Below are 17,305 nucleotides of genomic sequence, written 5' to 3'. Positions count from 1 at the left end.
CGGAGGGCTCCTCTGGAGATCAGGCGACCTGGCAGGTCGCCGGCGGCTCGAGCCCCGCGTTGGTGATGAGCGCACAGGCGAAGGACTGCTGCAGCTGCCACTGACCGCCCTGCTGGATGAACTGGGCCTGGACGTTGATGTCCTCCTGGCCGGGCTGGATGATCACCGCGTTGGCGATGAGCGTGCCGGGGATGTCGCCCTCGGCGGCGCCGGTGATGATCACGTCGGCGCCCTGCTCGGCCTTCAGCGCGGCGATCTGATCGAAGAGCTCCGGCGCCTCGGCCCCGCCCTCGACCAGGTCGACCTTCTCCTCCACCGGCACCGCCGGGTCGGAGGCCCGGGCGAGCAGCTGGGTCAGCTCTTCGGCGGTGGGCACGGGGGCGGCCGTCTGCTCGGTCGCCGTGGGGGCCGGAGCCGTCTCGCGCCCTCCGTCGTCATCCCCGCCGCATGCGGCGAGCCCGCCCAGGGCGAAGGCGGAGAGGGAGACTGCGGCGATGGTCCGTCGAAGACTCACGCTTGGTCCTTTCGTCGTGATGTGCAACTGTCGGGCCGTTCAGCAGCCCAACGGATACCGACGCTCCATTGTTCCACCGTCCACGGCCCGGGTGGTTGACGACGGGCCCGGAGCCCACCACTGTGGACCGGGTGACCAGCGTCCAGACCAGCACCGATACCCCCCACGTCGTGATCTGCACCACCGGCGGGACGATCACCGCCTCCACGGTGCCGGGAGGGGCGGTGATGGCGGGCGACTCGGCCGCGGCGACGCAGGCCATGCTCGACGGGCTGCGCTCGGCGCTGCCGGCTTCGATCCGGGTGAGCGCGCGGGCCGTGCTGGACGCCGACTCGTCGACGTTCGGCCCCGCGGAGTGGGACGACCTCGTCGACGCGGTCGCGGACGTCCTCGCCGATCCGGAGGTGGCCGGGGTCGTGGTGGCCCACGGGACGGACACGCTGGAGGAGACGGTCATGGCGCTGGACCTCCACCACAGCGACCCCCGGCCGGTGGCGGTCACCGGTGCCCAGCTGCCCGCGGATCACCCCGAGTCCGACGGGCCCGCGAACCTCCTCGACGCGGTGCTGCTCGCGGCCGACCCGGTCTCACGTGGTCTCGGCGTCCTCGTGGTGCTGGGACGGGCGATCCTCCAGGCCCGAGGGGTCCGCAAGTGGCACACCACAGAGCCCGTCGCCTTTGCCCGCAACGCCCCGGACCAGCCGGTCGAGGGTCTGCCGCCGGAGCTCGAGCGACCCACCCTGCCCGGCCGGGCCCGGTTCTCCGGGACCCGGGTGGACGTGGTGTCCTGCCCGCCCGGCTCGGACGCCGTGGCGCTGCGGGCCTGCGTGGACGCCGGGGCCCGCGGGCTGGTCCTCGAGGGGACCGGGTCCGGCAACCTGCCCCCACTTGTGGCCGAGGCCGTCGCGGACCTGTCCGTGGAGCGCCCGGACATCGTGGTGGCGACCTCGACCCGTGTTCCGAGAGGCGAGGCGACGCCCACGTACTCGGGCCCCGGCGGCGGGGCGGATCTCGCGAGGCGAGGCGTTCTGAGCTGCGGTTACCTGCGCTCCTCCCAGGCGCGGGTCCTGCTCACCGCGCTGCTCGCGCGCGCCGACGCCGCCGAGGTCCGCTCACAGTGGTCCCGGTACCACCTCTACAGCTGAGGTGCAGACGCTTCGGCCCGCGCGTCACCACCCCAGGGAGTCCAGCGGGTCGGCGAGCTCCAGGTCGGGATCGTCCTCGGCGAAGGTCCGCATCCGACCGGGGCCGGTGACCGCCGTCTCGAACCGTACCGACACCCGACCGTGGCCGGAGCCCTGGACCCAGCCGTGCCCGAACGCGGGATGGCGGACGTCCGAACCGGTGCGGAACCTCTCCTGCAGTCCCTGACGCCACGCGCCGATCGCCGGTGGGGCGGGGAGCGGGTCGTCCACGGCCTCCGCACCCGGGCCCGGGGCCTCGTCATCGGTCGTGACCGTGGTGCCGACCCCGATGATGTCGGGGAGCTCGTCGAGGTCGACGTGCCCGGGGCCCTGCCGCGTCCCGGGCAGGAACTCCTGCTCGAACAGCGCGTCCTGGTGGATCTCGGTCAGTCCCGACAGGCCCACGCCCAGCAGCCGGATCGCGCCGAAGTCCACGGGGTCGGGGGCCAGGGACCGCGCGACGGCGATGATCGTCTCCAGCGAGGTCGTGCCCACCGGCAACGTGAACGACCGCGTCATCGAGGTGAAGTCCGCGCGCTTGATCTTGACCGTCACGGTCCGGGCCGCCCGCCCGTCGCCCAGCAGCCGCCGGTGTGCGCCCTCCGCCGCTCTGCGCACCGCCGCCGCCACCTGCCCGGCGGTGGTGAGATCGGCCGCGAACGTGCTCTCGGCGCTGATCTGTTTGGCCTCGGCCCGTTCGTGAACGGGCCTGTCGTCATATCCCCGTGCGATCCGGGCGATCGCCGGCCCCACGGTCCTGCCGAGCGCGTGGACCACGTCGTCGTCGTCCATCGCGGCCAGATCGCCGATGGTGGAGATCCCGAATTGCGAGAGTCTCTCCCCCGCCACCGGCCCCACGCCCCACAGACTCCGCACCGGGAGCGGATACAGCACGTCCGAATGATCGCGTCGGGGCACCACCGCGATCCCGTCGGGCTTGGCGAGCTCGGAGGCGATCTTGGCGTACTGCTTCCCCGCCCCCGCCCCCACCGAGGCCGGCAGTCCGGTGGCCTCGCGTATCGCCGCTCGTAGGTCCTCCGCCCACCGCCGGGTCCGCTCGACGTCGGCACCACGGAGCTCGGGGGGTTCGAGGAAGGCCTCGTCCACCGAGACCTTCTCGACCACCGGAGCGTGCGCGGAGAAGACCTCGAACACCCGGCGGCTCAACGCGCGGTACACCGCCATCCGGGGGAACACGAAGACGGCCGAGGGGCCCACGAGCCGCCTGGCCTGGTGCGAGGGCATGGCGGAACGCGCGCCGCGGGCGCGCGCCTCGTAGGAGCACCCCGCCACCACTCCGCGACCCCCCACGCCTCCCACGAGCACCGGCCGACCGCGCAGCGTCGGCCGCGTGAGCTGCTCGCAGGAGGCGAAGAAGGCGTCCATGTCCACGTGCAGGACCCAGCGGTCCTGCCCGTCAGCCACGCCGGTTCCCGTCTCGGCTCAGGACCGGTCCGTGTCAGACCCGGGCCAGGGTCATCCTGACACCGTCACCGAGCTCCTCGGCCTCGCCGTCCGCCGGGTCGAGCGCGTCGAGGACCTCGAAGTCCGTGGCCAGGACCTCGTCGGCGATCAGGCGGGCGTGACGGTCGGCCCACTCGCGACGGTCCGCCGGGACCTCCAGGCGTACCCGGATGCGGTCGGAGATGTCGAAACCGGCGGCGCGCCGGGCCTCCTGGATCTCGCGGATCCGGTCCTTGGCCCAGCCCTCGGCCTCCAGCTCCTCCGTGACGGTCAGATCCAACACCACCAGACCGGCCCCGCCCGCGAGCGCCGCCGTGGACTCCGGATCCGCGGCCACGAGGCGGTGCTCGTACTCGCCCTCCTGCAGCTCGACGCCACCGGCCACCACCACGCCGTCGACCTCGGACCAGTCGCCCGTCTTGGCGGCCTTGATGCACGCCTGCACCTGCTTGCCCAGCCGCGGCCCCGCCGCCCGCGCGTTGACCGCCAGCTCCATCCGCCCGTGGGCGGCCACGTCGCTGGTCAGGCGCACCTCTCGTACGTTCACCTCGTCGGCGATGATGCCGGTGAACGGCTCAAGCCGCTCGGCGTCGGGCATCGCCACGGTGAGCACGTTCAAGGGCAGGCGCACGCGCAGGTGCTTTGCCTTCCGGATCGAGGACACCGTGGAACACACGTCGCGGACGGCCTCCATCGCCTCGACCAGCCCGGCGTCGTGCGGGAGCTCGTCATCGGCCGGCCAGTCCGCCAGGTGAACGGACTCCCGTCCGGTCAGCCCGGTCCACACGACCTCCGTCATGAGGGGCAGGAGCGGCGCGGCGAGCCGCATGGTCGTCTCGAGGACCGTGTAGAGCGTGTCGAAGGCGTCGCGCGAATCCTGGCCCGACGCCTCCCCTGCCCAGAACCGCGACCGGGACCGGCGCACGTACCAGTTGGTCAGCGCGTCGGCGAACTGGCGCAGCTCGTCGCACGCGGCGGCGATGTCCGTGCTGTCCAGGGCCCGGGTCATCGCATCCCGGGTCGTGGCCAGCCGCGACAGGATGTACCGGTCCAGCACGTGGGGTGAATCCGTCCGCCAGGTGGCGCGCTCGGCGGCGTACAGCTGCAGGAAGCTGTAGGAGTTCCACAGCGGGAGCATGGCCTGGCGCACGCCCTCCCGGATGCCCTGTTCGGTCACCACGAGATTGCCGCCACGGAGGATGGGGGAACTCATGAGGAACCAGCGCATGGCATCGGAGCCGTCGCGGGCGAACACCTCGTTGACGTCCGGGTAGTTGCCCTTGGACTTGCTCATCTTGAGGCCGTCGTTGCCCAGCACGATGCCGTGCGCGGCGACGTGCGTGAACGCGGGCCGGTCGAAGAGAGCCGTGGCCAGGACGTGCAGGGTGTAGAACCAGCCCCGGGTCTGGCCGTTGTACTCCACGATGAAGTCGCCCGGGTTGTGGGTCTCGAACCACTCCTTGTTCTCGAAGGGATAGTGGACCTGGGCGAACGGCATGGACCCGGACTCGAACCAGCAGTCGAACACGTCGGCCACACGCCGCATGGTGGACCTGCCGGTCGGGTCGTCGGGGTTGGGCCGGGTCAGCTCGTCGATGTACGGACGGTGCAGATCAGTGGGCCGCACGCCGAAGTCGGCCTCGAGCTCGTCGAGAGACCCGTAGACGTCCACGCGCGGGTAGGCGGGGTCATCGGACTCCCAGACGGGGATCGGCGCGCCCCAGTACCGGTTCCGGTTGATGTTCCAGTCCCGCGCGCCCTCGAGCCACGTGCCGAACTGCCCGTCGCGCACGTGTTCGGGCATCCAGGTGATCTGCTCGCGATTGAGTTCGACCATCCGGTCGCGGAACGCGGTGACCTTGACGAACCAGGCCGGCAGGGCCATGTAGATCAACGGCTGGCCGGACCTCCAGGAGTGGGGGTAGGAGTGTTCGATGGTCTCGTGGCGGATCAGTCGCCCCGCCGCGCGCAGGTCGCGTGAGATCGGCGCGTTGGCGTCGAAGACCAGCTGGCCCGCGTACGGCGGCACCTCGGCGGTGAACTTCCCGTCGGCTCCGACGGGGATGACCAGCTCGATGCCGGCCGCGTCGCAGGCGTCCTTGTCCTCCTCGCCGAAGGCCGGCGCGAGGTGGACGATGCCCGTACCCGAGTCGGTGGTGACGTAGTCGGCCGCCAGCACCACGTGCGCGTTCGGGTGGCCGGCGAAGAAGTCGAACGGCGGGACGTACGGCAGCCCCACCAGTTCGGAGCCCTTCGCGGTGGCCACCACCTCCGCGTCCTCACCGAACTCGGGCGCGTACACCCCCCGGCGCGCCTCGGCCACGACGAAGCGTCGGCCGGCGAGATCACCCGTGTTCACCTGCACCACGCAGTAGTCGATGTCGGGGTGGACGGCGGCGGCCAGGTTGGACGGCAGGGTCCAGGGGGTGGTGGTCCACACCAGCGCCTCGGCACCGTGGAACGGGCTGGACTGCGGGGCCTCGAGCGGCAGTCCGACCGTGACCGCGGGGTCCTGTCGCATCTTGTACGCGTCGTCCAACCGCGTCTCCTGGTTGGACAGGGGCGTCTGCTCGTACCAGGAGTACGGCAGCACACGGAAACCCTTGTAGACCAGACCCTTGTCATAGAGGCGTTTGAACGCCCACAGGACGGACTCGGTGAAGTCGATGTCCAAGGTCTTGTAGTCGTTCTCGAAGTCCACCCAGCGGGCCTGGCGGTGGACGTAGTCCTCCCACTCATCGGTGTAGCGCAGCACCGACTTCTCGCACGCCGCGTTGAACTCGGCAAGACCCATCTCGAGAATCTGCGACTTCTCGGTGATCCCCAGCTGCTTCTCCGCCTCGAGCTCGGCGGGCAGACCGTGGCAGTCCCAGCCGAACCGGCGTTCGACCAGGTAACCGCGCATGGTGCGATAGCGCGGGATCACGTCCTTGACGTACCCGGTGAGCAGATGTCCGTAGTGGGGTAGGCCGTTGGCGAACGGGGGGCCGTCGTAGAAGACGTACTCGTCGGCATCCGCTCGCCTGCGGACGGACTCACGGAAGGTGTCGCGCTCGTCCCACCGGGCCAGGACGGTCTGCTCGAGCGCGGGGAACGACGGCGACTGCGCGGTGGTGCCGCCGGTGAGGTCGAGAATCGGGTACGCGCTACCCGTTGCGGTGGGCTCGGTGCTCATGTGGGCGGACTCCTCGAGGTACGGGCCCACACGAGTTGGTACCCGTGGGGCCGACAGGCCTGCGCTCGGGGACGAACCGGACGCGACTGGCGCATCCGTCCGCGGTACCACCCCGTTTGGCGTCGACGGTGCGACGCCCACTCGTGGATCGGGGACCCTGACGGGCTCCCCCGTTCGGTTCTACTGAGCCGCTCCCACCTCGGGACCGACCGTTCTTCCGAGCGCTCCCCGGTGATGGCCGGATCTCAGCGCATCCGGCTCATCGCCGGACATCGGGTGATGCTACCTGTCGCTGTGGGCGCCCGTCTCCTCCGCCTCGTCACTCGCGTCCGGTGGATTCTCTCCGGAGCCGTCGCGGGCCGTCCTCCCGCGGAGAAGATCCATGAGCAGCAAGAGCAGTCCGAGGGCGCCGGCCACGATGCAGGCCCACGCCCACCCGATCTGTCCGGTCGCCACGGCCGCGACGAGGAAGGCGAAGCCGAGCAGCGTCAGTCCGAGTGCGACGACGAGCATGCGTTCCTCCTGCCGTGGTGCGAGTCGTGGAATACACCGGCTCCGGGGCGGACCCACCCCCCGAATATACGTCGGTCCCCGCACCCTGGGCAGGGGCGGGGACCGGACGCGACGACTCGGATGGGCTACTCGGCGCGGTGGCCGCCGTCCTTCTTGCCACCCTGGTCCGGCGCGCCGGCGTTCTCGGCCGGTGCGGCGGGGGCGGCGGAGCCGGACTTGCCGAGTTCTGTCAGCTGGTTCTCGAGGTAGCTGGTGAGGCGGCTGCGGTAGTCCTTCTCGAAGGTCCGAAGCTGCTCGATGCGACCCTCCAGCACCCCGCGCTGCTGGTTGATGGTGGCCATGATCTCGGTGTGCTTGCGTTCCGCGTCGGCCTGCAGGGCGTCGGCCTTGGCCTGTGCTTCCTTGATCTGCTGCTCGGAGCGCGCCTGCGCGTCCTTGACGATCCCGTCGGACTTGGCCTTGGCCTCGCCGAGGATCTTGTCGGCCTCCCTGCGGGCGTCCCCGACCATCTTCTCCGACTGGTTCTTGGCGTCGCCGACGAGGCGATCGGACTCACCGCGGGCCTTGGCCATGAGCCCGTCGGACTCCTTCTTGGCCTCGCCCGTGAGGCGGTCCGCCATCTCCTGCGCCATCGCCAGGACGCGGGCCGCGCGCAGATGGGTGTCCGAGTTGGCGGAACCGCTGTCCTCTCCGGCGAGTGACGGCGCGGCCGCGGGCGGCGCCGGAGTCGGTGCCGGGGTCGGCGCCGGGGCGGGCGGGGTGGCGGCCCGCGGCTCCTCGACGCGGCCGGCACCCGAACCGCTAGCGGAGTCAGCGGAGGCCTTGTCGGACTTCTCCGCCGCCTTCCGGGCCTTCTCGAGGTCCTTGGTCAACTCGTCGACACGCTGACGGAGGTCGTCGTTGTCCTCCACGAGGGTTCCGAGCTCCTCCTCTACCAGGTCGAGGAACTGGTCGACCTCGTCCTCGTTGTAGCCCCGTTTACCGATCGGCGGCTTTGAGAACGCGACGTTGTGCACATCGGCTGGAGTCAAGCGCATGGGATACCCCTCGTGGTCGTCTCGGGTGCCGGTCCGGCGTTCTCGAACCGGACCCACGACTTCATTACTACCTTAACGCGTGCCAATCTAGTCACATTCGGCCCGCGCGTCACCTGCGGCCCGGGTGACCGCATCACTTGTGTCCCGCCACGCCCCTCACGCGACGCTGGTGATCATGATCCGCAGGACCAGCTGGATCACGATGATGATGACGAAGAGCACCAACACCGACAGGTCGAGGGAGACCTGCCCGATCCGGACCGGCTTGATGACCTTGCGCAGCGCCTTGACCGGAGGATCGGTGATGGTGAACAGCCACTCCAGAACCACCGCCAGGACACCGCGGGGGCTCCAGCCACGGGAGAACGACGCGATCATCTCCACGACGATCCTGGCGAGGAGCAGATACCAGAAGACCTGGGTGATGATGTAAAGGACCAGCAGGATTTCACGCACGGGACAAGACTACTGGCAGCGATCGACGCCGCGCCGCGGGCACCCGGTCAGACGGGGTGGCCGCCCGGGATCAGCGACGGAACGCGCCGTTGACCGCGTCCCGGACCTCGGCTTCGGTGAGATCCATTCCGGCGGGCTGCAGCAGGAAGGTGCGCTCGCGATCGGTGACCTTCTCCATGCGGCCGTCGAGACCGAAGACCAGGCCGGCGGCGAAGTCGACCATGCGGCGCGCGTCCCCGGAGGCCATCGTGGACAGATCCAACACCACGGCTCGGCCCGCGCGGAAGTGCTCCCCGAGGCTCTTGCCGTCACCGAATCCCCGCGGACGCTCGACCACGGTCTCGGGGAGGGTCACCAGCCCGTCCTCGACGAAGTCCTCTTCCGGAGCCAGGGCGACGGCGCCGCGGGTGACGGGGACGCCGCGGAGCGAGGCCCGGGCCCCGGCCTCCGCCGCGTGGTAGCGCCTCGGGCGCGGGGCGGGGTCATCGAGACCGCGGTGCCGACGCTCCGGGGCGGGCTCGTCGACGGGATCGAGATCTCCCAAGCGGGGCCGGGGGGTCGCCTCGTCGTCGTACCGGTCGGCGGCGTACCCGTAGTCCGCTCGGCGATCGCGGGAGACGCCGCCGAGGTCGTCGGCCTCGTGCGGCGCACGGGAACCGCGGAGGTCGTGGTGGATCGGGCGGTCGTAGTCGTCCAGGTACTCGTCCTCGTACGCCGCGACGGGCGACATTCCGAAGTACTCCTTGAACCGGGCGATTGCGCTCATCTTCCGGGGACCTTCCTGATACGGGTCGTCGCGGGCCGTTCGTCGCGGGAGAGGCCCCGCGATGCTGGACCTCAAACTACTGGCCGTGGTCCCAGGATCGCCGTTCCGACACGCACGCAGGTCGAACCGGCGGCGATCGCGGATTCCAGGTCGCCGGACATCCCGGCGGAGAACTCACGGGCCCCCGGGTGAGCGCGACGCAACTCCTCCGCCACCCGGGCGGCCTCGGCGAAGTGAGCGGCGGGCGGTCCGGTCAACGGCGGCACCACCATGAGCCCGGCCAGCCGCAGGTGGTCCAGCCCCGCGACGTGATCGGCGAGCGCGAGGAGGTCGTCGCGGGTCACCCCGCCACGTGAGGTGTCCCCGTCGAGACTCAGCTGGAGCAGCACCGGAAGCACCCCGGGTCGCTCGCCGTCCGCCGCGGCCCGGCCCCTGCCCTTCTGCAGCCCGCCTGCGACCTTGACCGAGTCGACCGAGTGCACGCGATCCGCCCACCCGGCCACCGCGGCGGCCTTGTTGGACTGGATGTGGCCGATCATGTTCCAGCGCACCGCCGCCGCCAGATCCGGCTCGGTGGCGGCCAGATCGGCCACCTTCGCGGCCGCCTCCTGCACGCGGTTCTCGCCGAGGTCCCGGACCCCCAGGCGGGCGAGCCGCGCGACGTCCCCGACGGGGTGGAACTTGGTGACGACGACGAGGTCGACACCGTCCTGACGGCCCGCCGCCGCCAGCGCCGCGTCCAGCCGCTCCCTGGTCTCGGTGAGCCGCGCGGCCAACTCCTCTGATCGCGGATCAGACACGGCGGGTGGGCTCCGGGCGGGGACATCGCTGCATGTCCTCAACCTATCGGAGCGGCCCGGCCGGTCGCCAGCAGGTCAGAGCTGCCGCAGGATCACGCTGGCCTGGCGTCCGGTGCGTCCCTGCCTGCGGTAGGAGAAGAGGGAGTCGTCGGCGATGGTGCACCGCGGGTCGGTGTCCACGCGGACCACGCCGAGTCCGGCGAGCTGTCGGGCCAGGCCCGCGCGCAGGTCCACCCCGGCCGTCCCGTCGACGGTCCGGGTGCCGCTGCCCGGCAGGGCCGCCTCCACCTCGTCCGCGAGGTCGTCGGGCAGCTCGTAGTGTCGTCCCGCCGCCGCCGGACCGAGCAGGACGGAGATCCTCTCGGGGCGGGCTCCCAACGACGTCATGGCCCCGATCAGCGAGGGGACGATCCCGCCGACGGCACCCTTCCGGCCGGCGTGGGCCGCGCCGATGACCCCGGCCTCCTCGTCCGCGGCGAGGACGGGCACGCAATCGGCACTCAACACGGCCAGGGCCAGGCCGGGCCGGTCCGTCACCAGTCCGTCGGTCGCCGGGACGGCCCCGCCGGTGGGGCGGGTGACCCGGGCGATCCGGCTGCCGTGCACCTGGTCCATCCACACCACGTCCGACGCCGCCACTCCCAGCCTGCGCGCGAGCCGGGCCCGGTTGGCCGCCACCGCGGCCGGGGCGTCGCCGACGTGGTCACCGAGGTTGAACGAGTCGAAGTCCCCGGTGGAGACGCCTCCGCGGCGGGTGGTGATGATCCGGCGGACGCGCCCGGGGCCGTGGGTGGCCACGCCGGTCAGTGCCGCATGAAGGGGGGGACGTCGATGTCGTCGTCCTCGTCCCGGCGGCGCGATCCCTGGGTACCGGCGCCGGCCTGAGCCGACTCACGGCGCTCCTCGCGACGCCCGCCGTCGAGAGGGGTCGATCCGAGCCCGGAGGCACCGCCGGTGTCGCCGGAGGCGCCGGGGACCTCGTCGTCGTCGAGGTGGTGGCGGCCGCGCCGCGACTGACCCGCACCGGAGGACTGCCGGGAGCCGCCCTCGAACCCGGCGGCGATGACGGTCACCCGCACCTCGTCGCCGAGCGAGTCGTCGACGACGGTGCCGAAGATGATGTTGGCGTCGGGGTGCGCCTCCTCCTGGACGAGGGTCGCGGCTTCGTTGATCTCGAACAGGCCCAGGTCGCTGCCGCCGGCGATCGACATGAGTACGCCCTTGGCGCCCTCCATCGTGGTCTCCAGGAGCGGCGAGTTGATGGCGGCCTCCGCGGCCTTGTACGCCCGACCCTCGCCCCGCGAGGAGCCGATCCCCATGAGCGCGCTGCCGGCCCCGGACATGACGCCCTTGACGTCGGCGAAGTCGACGTTGATCACGCCGGGGGTGGTGATGAGGTCGGTGATCCCCTGGACGCCGTTGAGGAGGACCTCGTCGGCGGTCTTGAAGGCCTCCATCATGGACACGCCGGCGTCCCCGAGCTGGAGCAGGCGGTCGTTGGGGATCACGATCAGGGTGTCGCAGGCCTCGCGCAGGCCCTCGATCCCCGCCTCGGCCTGTCCCCCGCGACGCTTGCCCTCGAAGGAGAACGGGCGGGTCACGACGCCGACGGTGAGCGCGCCGAGCTTACGCGCGATGGCCGCGACGACCGGCGCGCCACCGGTGCCGGTACCGCCGCCCTCCCCGGCCGTGACGAAGACCATGTCCGCGCCCTTGAGGACCTCCTCGATCTCGTCCTTGTGGTCCTCCGCCGCCTTGCGCCCGACCTCCGGGTCGGCGCCGGCACCGAGGCCGCGGGTGAGTTCGCGACCGACGTCGAGCTTGACGTCGGCGTCGGACATGAGCAGAGCCTGCGCATCGGTGTTCACCGCGATGAACTCGACGCCCTTGAGGCCCTCGTCGATCATCCTGTTCACGGCGTTGACACCGCCGCCCCCGATTCCGACGACCTTGATGACTGCGAGGTAGTTGTGCGGTGAGCTCATCGAGGCCCGGCCTTCCTTTGGGGGTGTCGTGCTCGGTTGCATGCTGTCTCGACGAAAGACTCTCGCCTAACTCTCACCCTCTACTTGAGGGTTAAAGTTGCTGGTCAGAGGCGGTTTCCGCCGTCGGATCACACGGTAGGGGCACCGGCCCCGCACGTCCACGAGGCTCGCGGGCGTGTCGGTCTACCGTGAGGCCGGCAACGCCGGATTGGAGACGTTCCAGACCTGCCCGGGTTGCTCGAGGACCATCTGCAGGGCGACCGCCTTCTCGTGGTCGCGACCCGCGGCCCCCCACTCCACGGTGCGCCCGTCGACGAGGGTGAGGACGATCGACGCCGGACTCTCCACCTCGACGGACGCGATCTCCTGCCCCGCGGTCCCCCGGACCTCGGCGAAGACCGTCGACAGGTCCCGGACGATCCCGGGCAGGTCGGAGCGTGCGCCGTCCCCCACGGTGAGCTCGGGGGTTCCGGGAGGCGGGTCCCCCTGCCCGAAGTCGATGCCCTGCCCGTCCACCAGGTGCCGGGCGCCGTCGACCTCGACCACGACCAGGGCGGTGCGCTCGATCAGCTCGATCCGCAGGTTCGACGGGTAGTCCCGCGTGACCGTGACCTGGTCCACCCTCGGGATCCCCGCGACACGCCGCGCCACCGCGTGGGTGTCCACCTGGAGCAGCGGGGTCCCGGGGGACACCGCCGCCCGCTCGGTCACCGCCTCCACCGGGATCGTGCTGGTCCCGGTCACCTGGACCTGCCGGACGGAGAACACCGGCAGGAAGTATATCGCGATGTACCCGACCAGCAGGACGACCAGGGCCACACCGAGCCCGATGTAGATGCGGTTGGTACGGCGACGCCGCCTGCGCAGGGTGGCCCGGACCGCGGGGTCCGAGTGGCGCACCCGCTCGTCGGAGCGACGGACGGCGGCCGCGGCGAGCCGTCGGTCGGGATCATCCGACGTCGTCGGATCCACCGCGTCCTCGCGTGGCTCATCGGTCACCGCGGTGTCCCCCTCACGAGGTGGCCCTCGTCATGACCCCGTCCCGCTCCCCGTGGGCCCGGCCACGATCCTCGGGCCGAGCGTCGTGATGTCCCCGGCCCCGAGGGTGAACACCACGTCGTCGGGCCGGACGACCTCGAAGACCGTGGCCAGGGCCGTGTCGAGGTCGGGCACGTGGTGGGCGGGGGAGCTGACGTGGCGGGCGACGAGTCCGCCGTCGACACCCGGCTCGGGCTGCTCACGCGCGCCGTACACATCGAGCACCACCACCTCGTCGGCGAGGGACAGGGCCCGCCCGAACTCCTCGGCGAAGATCCGGGTCCGGGAGTACAGGTGCGGCTGGAACACGGCGATCAGACGGCCGCCGTCCGCGGAGACGATCTCCCGCCCCGCGCTCAACACCGCCCTGACCTCGGTGGGATGGTGCGCGTAGTCGTCGAAGACCCTCGCCCGACCACCGCGGACGGTCGCCGTGCCCTTGGGCTCGAAGCGTCGGCCCACTCCCCCGAAGCCGGACAGGCCGGCCAGGAAGTCCTCGACGTCTATCCCGGCGTCCCCCGCGACCTCCCGGGCGGCGAGCAGGGCCGCGAGGGCGTTGAGCGCCATGTGGCGGCCCGGGGTACCCACGTGGAGGTCCCCGCGCGGGCGGCCGTCGAGCGTGAGAACGGCCCGGGTCCCGCCCGAGTCGACGTCGATCCCGGCGAGCTCCCCCGTGACCGGCAGGTCGGTCTCCGGGCCGCCCGCGGTGCGGTACCCCACCACCCGGACACCCGCGGACGCCGCGCGGCGGGCGCGCTCGACCGCTCCCTCGTCGTCCAGACACACGACCAGGGCGCCGGTCTCCGGGATCCGGGCGAGGAACGTGTCGAAGACCTCGAAGTACGCCTCCGCCGTACCGAAGTGATCGAGGTGGTCGGGCTCCGCGTTGGTCAGGATCACCACGTCCGGCTCGTAGTGGACGAGCGAGCCGTCGGACTCGTCGGCCTCGGCCACGAACACCGGATCCGCGCCGCCGTGGGCGTTGGTGCCGAACTGCAGCACCGTGCCCCCCACCGCGAAGGACGGGTCCGCGCCGGCGGCGAGCATCCCGGCGATCAGCATCGAGGTCGTGGATGTCTTCCCGTGCGTGCCGCACACCATGATCGAGCGACCCGCCCGCGCGAGGTGGCCGAGGACCTGGGACCGGGTGACCACCGGGATCCCGGCCGCCCGCGCCGCGACCAGCTCGGGGTTGTCCGCGGGGATCGCGGCCTTGGAGACCACCACGATCTGCGGCGGGGAGTCGAGCGCGTGCAGCGCGGCCGCGTCGTGGCCGACCCGGACCACGGCGCCGAGGGACTCGAGGGAACGGAGGTCCGCAGAGTCCCGCGCGTCACTGCCCGAGACCGCCACCCCGTGGTCGAGCAGGATCCGCGCGACGGCGGACATCCCCGCGCCGCCGATGCCGATCATGTGGACCCGACCCAGTGTGTCGGGAACGGACCCCGTCGTGATGCCGTCCCCGGTGGAGCGGGCCTCAGGTGCGGTGCTCTCGGTCAACGCCGTGCCTTTCCGGCGGCCTCGATCGCGATCCGCGCCACGACCTCCGCCGCATCTCGTGAGCCGCCGCTGACGGCGGCCGCGGACATGGAGTCCAGCCGGTCGCGGTCCAGTGCGAGGGGCAGGACCGTGGACCGGAGGTGGTCCGGGGTGAGCGCCACGTCCTCGACGAGCAGCGCCGCGCCGCCCGCCACCAGGTCCCGGGCGTTGAGCGCCTGCTCCCCGTTGCCGTGCGGGAGCGGGACGAACACGGCGGGGAGCCCCACCGCGGAGACCTCGGCCACCGTGATCGCCCCGGAACGGCACAGGATCAGATCGGCTGCCGCGTACGCCAGGTCCATCCGGTCCAGATAGGGCACCGTCACGTAGGCGGGCCCGTCCCCCGTCACGACCGGCGCGTCACCGAGGTTCCTGGGCCCCACGGCGTGCAGTACGCCGACGCCGGCGTCGGAGAACTCCTGCGCCACCGCGGCCATCGCCGAGTTCAGGGTTCGAGCTCCCTGGGATCCACCCACCACCAGCACGGTCGGCGCGTCGGGGTCCAGCCCGAAGGTCGCCCGCGCCTCGGCCCGCAACGCGGCCCGGTCGAGACCGGCCACCGCCCGCCTCACCGGGTTGCCCACCACCCGGGCGTCCAGTCCGGATCCACTGACCGCGGCCAGCGTGGCCTCAGCGAACCGTGCGCCGAGCTTGTTGGCGATCCCCGCGCGGGCGTTGGCCTCGTGGACCACGATCGGGACCCGGCCCCTGGTGAGGGCGGCCGCCAGGTACACGGGGACGCACGCGTAACCGCCGAACCCCACCACCACGTCGGCGTCCGTCCGGCGCAACACGGCGCGCGCGCCCCGCACGGCGCGCACCAACCGGGTGGGCAGGCGGAGCAGGTCCCCCCCGACGCTCCGGGGCAGGGGAACCGGGTCGACCAACTCGAGCGGGACACCGCGGCGCGGGACCAACTCGGTCTCGAGACCCTTCGGGGTGCCGACGGCGGTCACACGGGCGTTCGGGTCCAGCTCGGCCACGGCCTCACCGACGGCCAGGGCGGGTTCGATGTGGCCAGCGGTACCGCCCCCCACGACCAGAACTGACAGGCCCTCGGTGCGCGGCGCGCTCATCGCTCCCGTCCCCGGTGGATAGGACTGGGTCCGCCGCCGCCCGGGGACTGCCGGGTACCGGGGTCGACCGCCGGTCGCCGCGGCTGGCGACGGTCGTCCTCCCGGGCGCGGACGGGCTTGGCGTTGCGCCCGGTCATGGCGGTCGCCCCACGACGACGGTCCCGGGCGGTGTCGGGCGGGATCGGCATCGTCTCGTACAGCGGACCCGCGGGTGCCCCGCGCGCCGGCCGCGGCGCCGGTGCCGGCTGGGCGGCCCTACGTCCGGCCTGCGACCGGTCGCGGGCCGGTGTCCCGGACGGTCGCGTACCGGCCGTCCGCGCGGCCGAGGTGCCCGACGCGGTGGACCGGGAACCGGACGATCGGGGTGCCTGTTGGCGGGTCACGGGCTCGCCGTAGCGCCGGGCGCCGGCGCTCGAGCGGCCGGGGGCGTCCGAGGCGGGAACCGGCCGCTCGGGGGTGTAGGGGCGCGGATCCGGGAGGGTGAACCACCGTCGCCGGCGACGCTCCGGGGAACTGAGGATCGCGGAGATGGCCTCGGGCTCGTGTCGTGCGCAGTTGGCGAGGAGTCCGAGGGACACCAGGGTGACGACCGCCGAGGTGCCACCGTTGGAGATCAGCGGTAGCTGGAGGCCGGTGACCGGCAGCAGGCCCACCACGTACCCGATGTTGATGAACGCCTGGAGGACGATCGTCGTGGTGATCGTGCCCGCGAGCAGTCGCCGGAACGGGTCGGCCGAGCGCAGCGCGATGCGCATACCCGCCCATCCCAACGCCAGGTACAGCGAGACGACGACCGCTGCCCCGAACCAGCCCAGTTCCTCTCCGATGATCGCGAAGATGAAATCGTTGGTCGCCTCGGGGAGGTAGAACCACTTGGCACTGGACTGTCCCAGGCCGACCCCGAACAGGCCTCCCTCGGCCAGCGAGAGCATCCCCTGATACGACTGGTACGCCGACCCCTGCGGGTTGGAGAAGTCCCCGACGAAGGTGTTGGCGAATGTTCTGACCCGTTCGAACCGATAGGCGAACGTCACCGCGAGCACCCCGAACACGACGGTGCCGAAGGCGATCACCCACACGAAGTGTCGGGTCGGATACCCGGCGAACCACAGCACGCACAGGAAGGCGAGGGTCACCGCCGTGGCCATCCCGAGGTCGGGGGCGACGACGACGAGGGCGGCGACCACCCCGTACCCGACGATGGCCGGGAAGAGCAGATCGAGCCAGTACCCGGTGCGTATCCGCTTGGCCACCACCGACGAGGCCCAGACGATGAACGTGAACTTGGCGATCTCCGCGGGCTGGATCGCGAAGAACCCGAGGTCGATCCATCCGCGCGAGCCGTTGATCTCCATGCCGACGCCCGGGATCAGGACGGCGATGAGCAGCCCGATGGACACCAGCAGCATCGGTAGCGCGGCGGCCCGGAGGAGCTCGAACCGCATACGCAGGGCGACCAGGAACCCCACCCAGCCGATCGTCACGAAGACCGCCTGGCGGAGGAAGATGTCGAAGGGTGTACCGCCACCGGAGAACGCGAGGACGTTGGAGCTCGAGAGCACCATGCCCAGGCCGATCACCGTGAGCAGTGCGGTGACCACCATGACCACGTGGAAGGAGGTCAGCGGTGCACGGTTGATCGCCGCCAGCGGCGCGGCGATACGGCCCAACAGGTCGGGCCGGGCCACGGCGACCTGATCCTCGACGTCGTGGCCACTGTCGGTGCCGCCCCGGCGAGCGGATTCGTGAAGTGCCATG

15 protein-coding genes are annotated in these 17,305 nt (G+C 71.7%); 1 reads left to right on the top strand and 14 read right to left on the bottom strand.

The genetic code is table 11. From position 1 onward, the window contains the following. Positions 1-19 precede the first annotated feature (19 nt). Positions 20-514: a hypothetical protein gene (locus CT688_RS06520; protein WP_095717318.1), complete on the bottom strand. Its 495-nt coding sequence runs from the start codon at positions 512-514 to the stop codon at positions 20-22. A 131-nt stretch (positions 515-645) separates the two neighbouring features. Here CT688_RS06520 and CT688_RS06515 point away from each other — a divergent pair, with 131 nt between their 5' ends. After that, entirely contained in the window at positions 646-1,659 is a 1,014-nt protein-coding gene (locus CT688_RS06515) for an asparaginase (RefSeq protein WP_231750532.1), read from the top strand. A gap of 24 nt (positions 1,660-1,683) precedes the next feature. On the opposite strand, the gene CT688_RS06510 is transcribed toward CT688_RS06515, so the two are convergent. The 13 genes from CT688_RS06510 to ftsW form a co-directional block, all read right to left on the bottom strand. Next, a complete protein-coding gene (locus CT688_RS06510; protein ID WP_107756227.1) occupies positions 1,684-3,123 on the bottom strand; it encodes a DNA polymerase IV in 1,440 nt (479 codons plus the stop codon). 34 nt (positions 3,124-3,157) lie between these two features. Beyond that, complete coding sequence (gene ileS, locus CT688_RS06505; protein WP_107756226.1) at positions 3,158-6,337, bottom strand: isoleucine--tRNA ligase; 3,180 nt, start codon at positions 6,335-6,337, stop codon at positions 3,158-3,160. Positions 6,338-6,619: 282 nt separating this feature from the next. After that, the gene (locus CT688_RS06500) at positions 6,620-6,850 is read right to left on the bottom strand and encodes a hypothetical protein (protein ID WP_107756225.1); all 231 of its coding nucleotides are present in this window, start codon (positions 6,848-6,850) and stop codon (positions 6,620-6,622) included. Between the two features lie 125 nt (positions 6,851-6,975). Then, positions 6,976-7,887 (bottom strand): DivIVA domain-containing protein, encoded by a 912-nt coding sequence (locus CT688_RS06495; RefSeq protein WP_107758057.1) that lies wholly within the window; start codon positions 7,885-7,887, stop codon positions 6,976-6,978. A gap of 156 nt (positions 7,888-8,043) precedes the next feature. Next, on the bottom strand, positions 8,044-8,343 hold the full coding sequence (locus CT688_RS06490) for a YggT family protein (protein ID WP_107756224.1): 300 nt from the start codon (positions 8,341-8,343) through the stop codon (positions 8,044-8,046). Between the two features lie 70 nt (positions 8,344-8,413). Next, complete coding sequence (locus CT688_RS06485; RefSeq protein ID WP_107756223.1) at positions 8,414-9,109, bottom strand: cell division protein SepF; 696 nt, start codon at positions 9,107-9,109, stop codon at positions 8,414-8,416. 71 nt (positions 9,110-9,180) lie between these two features. Continuing rightward, positions 9,181-9,909 (bottom strand): YggS family pyridoxal phosphate-dependent enzyme, encoded by a 729-nt coding sequence (locus tag CT688_RS06480; RefSeq protein WP_107756222.1) that lies wholly within the window; start codon positions 9,907-9,909, stop codon positions 9,181-9,183. 75 nt (positions 9,910-9,984) lie between these two features. Continuing rightward, entirely contained in the window at positions 9,985-10,707 is a 723-nt protein-coding gene (gene pgeF, locus CT688_RS06475) for a peptidoglycan editing factor PgeF (RefSeq protein WP_107756221.1), read from the bottom strand. Positions 10,708-10,712: 5 nt separating this feature from the next. Further along, on the bottom strand, positions 10,713-11,894 hold the full coding sequence (gene ftsZ / locus CT688_RS06470) for a cell division protein FtsZ (RefSeq protein WP_107756220.1): 1,182 nt from the start codon (positions 11,892-11,894) through the stop codon (positions 10,713-10,715). A gap of 183 nt (positions 11,895-12,077) precedes the next feature. Then, entirely contained in the window at positions 12,078-12,893 is an 816-nt protein-coding gene (locus CT688_RS06465; RefSeq protein ID WP_107756219.1) for a cell division protein FtsQ/DivIB, read from the bottom strand. Positions 12,894-12,923: 30 nt separating this feature from the next. Beyond that, on the bottom strand, positions 12,924-14,432 hold the full coding sequence (gene murC, locus CT688_RS06460; protein WP_107756218.1) for a UDP-N-acetylmuramate--L-alanine ligase: 1,509 nt from the start codon (positions 14,430-14,432) through the stop codon (positions 12,924-12,926). Continuing rightward, positions 14,429-15,547 (bottom strand): undecaprenyldiphospho-muramoylpentapeptide beta-N-acetylglucosaminyltransferase, encoded by a 1,119-nt coding sequence (murG, locus tag CT688_RS06455; RefSeq protein WP_107756217.1) that lies wholly within the window; start codon positions 15,545-15,547, stop codon positions 14,429-14,431. The genes murC and murG overlap by 4 nt, the downstream gene beginning before the upstream one ends. After that, a complete protein-coding gene (gene ftsW / locus CT688_RS06450; protein ID WP_107756216.1) occupies positions 15,544-17,304 on the bottom strand; it encodes a putative lipid II flippase FtsW in 1,761 nt (586 codons plus the stop codon). The genes murG and ftsW overlap by 4 nt, the downstream gene beginning before the upstream one ends. Between the last annotated feature and the right edge of the window lies 1 nt (position 17,305).

The organism is Dietzia sp. JS16-p6b, assembly GCF_003052165.1.
GTDB lineage: Bacteria > Actinomycetota > Actinomycetes > Mycobacteriales > Mycobacteriaceae > Dietzia.
Note: the sequence above shows the minus strand (reverse complement) of the source record. Positions and strands in the feature narration are given on the sequence as shown.

What these genes read in the sequence shown, in the direction of transcription:
- CT688_RS06500 (WP_107756225.1), bottom strand. Translation starts at nt 6,850, where the DNA reads ATGCTCGTCGTCGCACTCGGACTGACGCTGCTCGGCTTCGCCTTCCTC.
- CT688_RS06495 (WP_107758057.1), bottom strand. Translation starts at nt 7,887, where the DNA reads ATGCGCTTGACTCCAGCCGATGTGCACAACGTCGCGTTCTCAAAGCCG.
- ftsW (WP_107756216.1), bottom strand. Translation starts at nt 17,304, where the DNA reads ATGGCACTTCACGAATCCGCTCGCCGGGGCGGCACCGACAGTGGCCAC.
- murG (WP_107756217.1), bottom strand. Translation starts at nt 15,547, where the DNA reads ATGAGCGCGCCGCGCACCGAGGGCCTGTCAGTTCTGGTCGTGGGGGGC.
- ileS (WP_107756226.1), bottom strand. Translation starts at nt 6,337, where the DNA reads ATGAGCACCGAGCCCACCGCAACGGGTAGCGCGTACCCGATTCTCGAC.
- ftsZ (WP_107756220.1), bottom strand. Translation starts at nt 11,894, where the DNA reads ATGAGCTCACCGCACAACTACCTCGCAGTCATCAAGGTCGTCGGAATC.
- CT688_RS06485 (WP_107756223.1), bottom strand. Translation starts at nt 9,109, where the DNA reads ATGAGCGCAATCGCCCGGTTCAAGGAGTACTTCGGAATGTCGCCCGTC.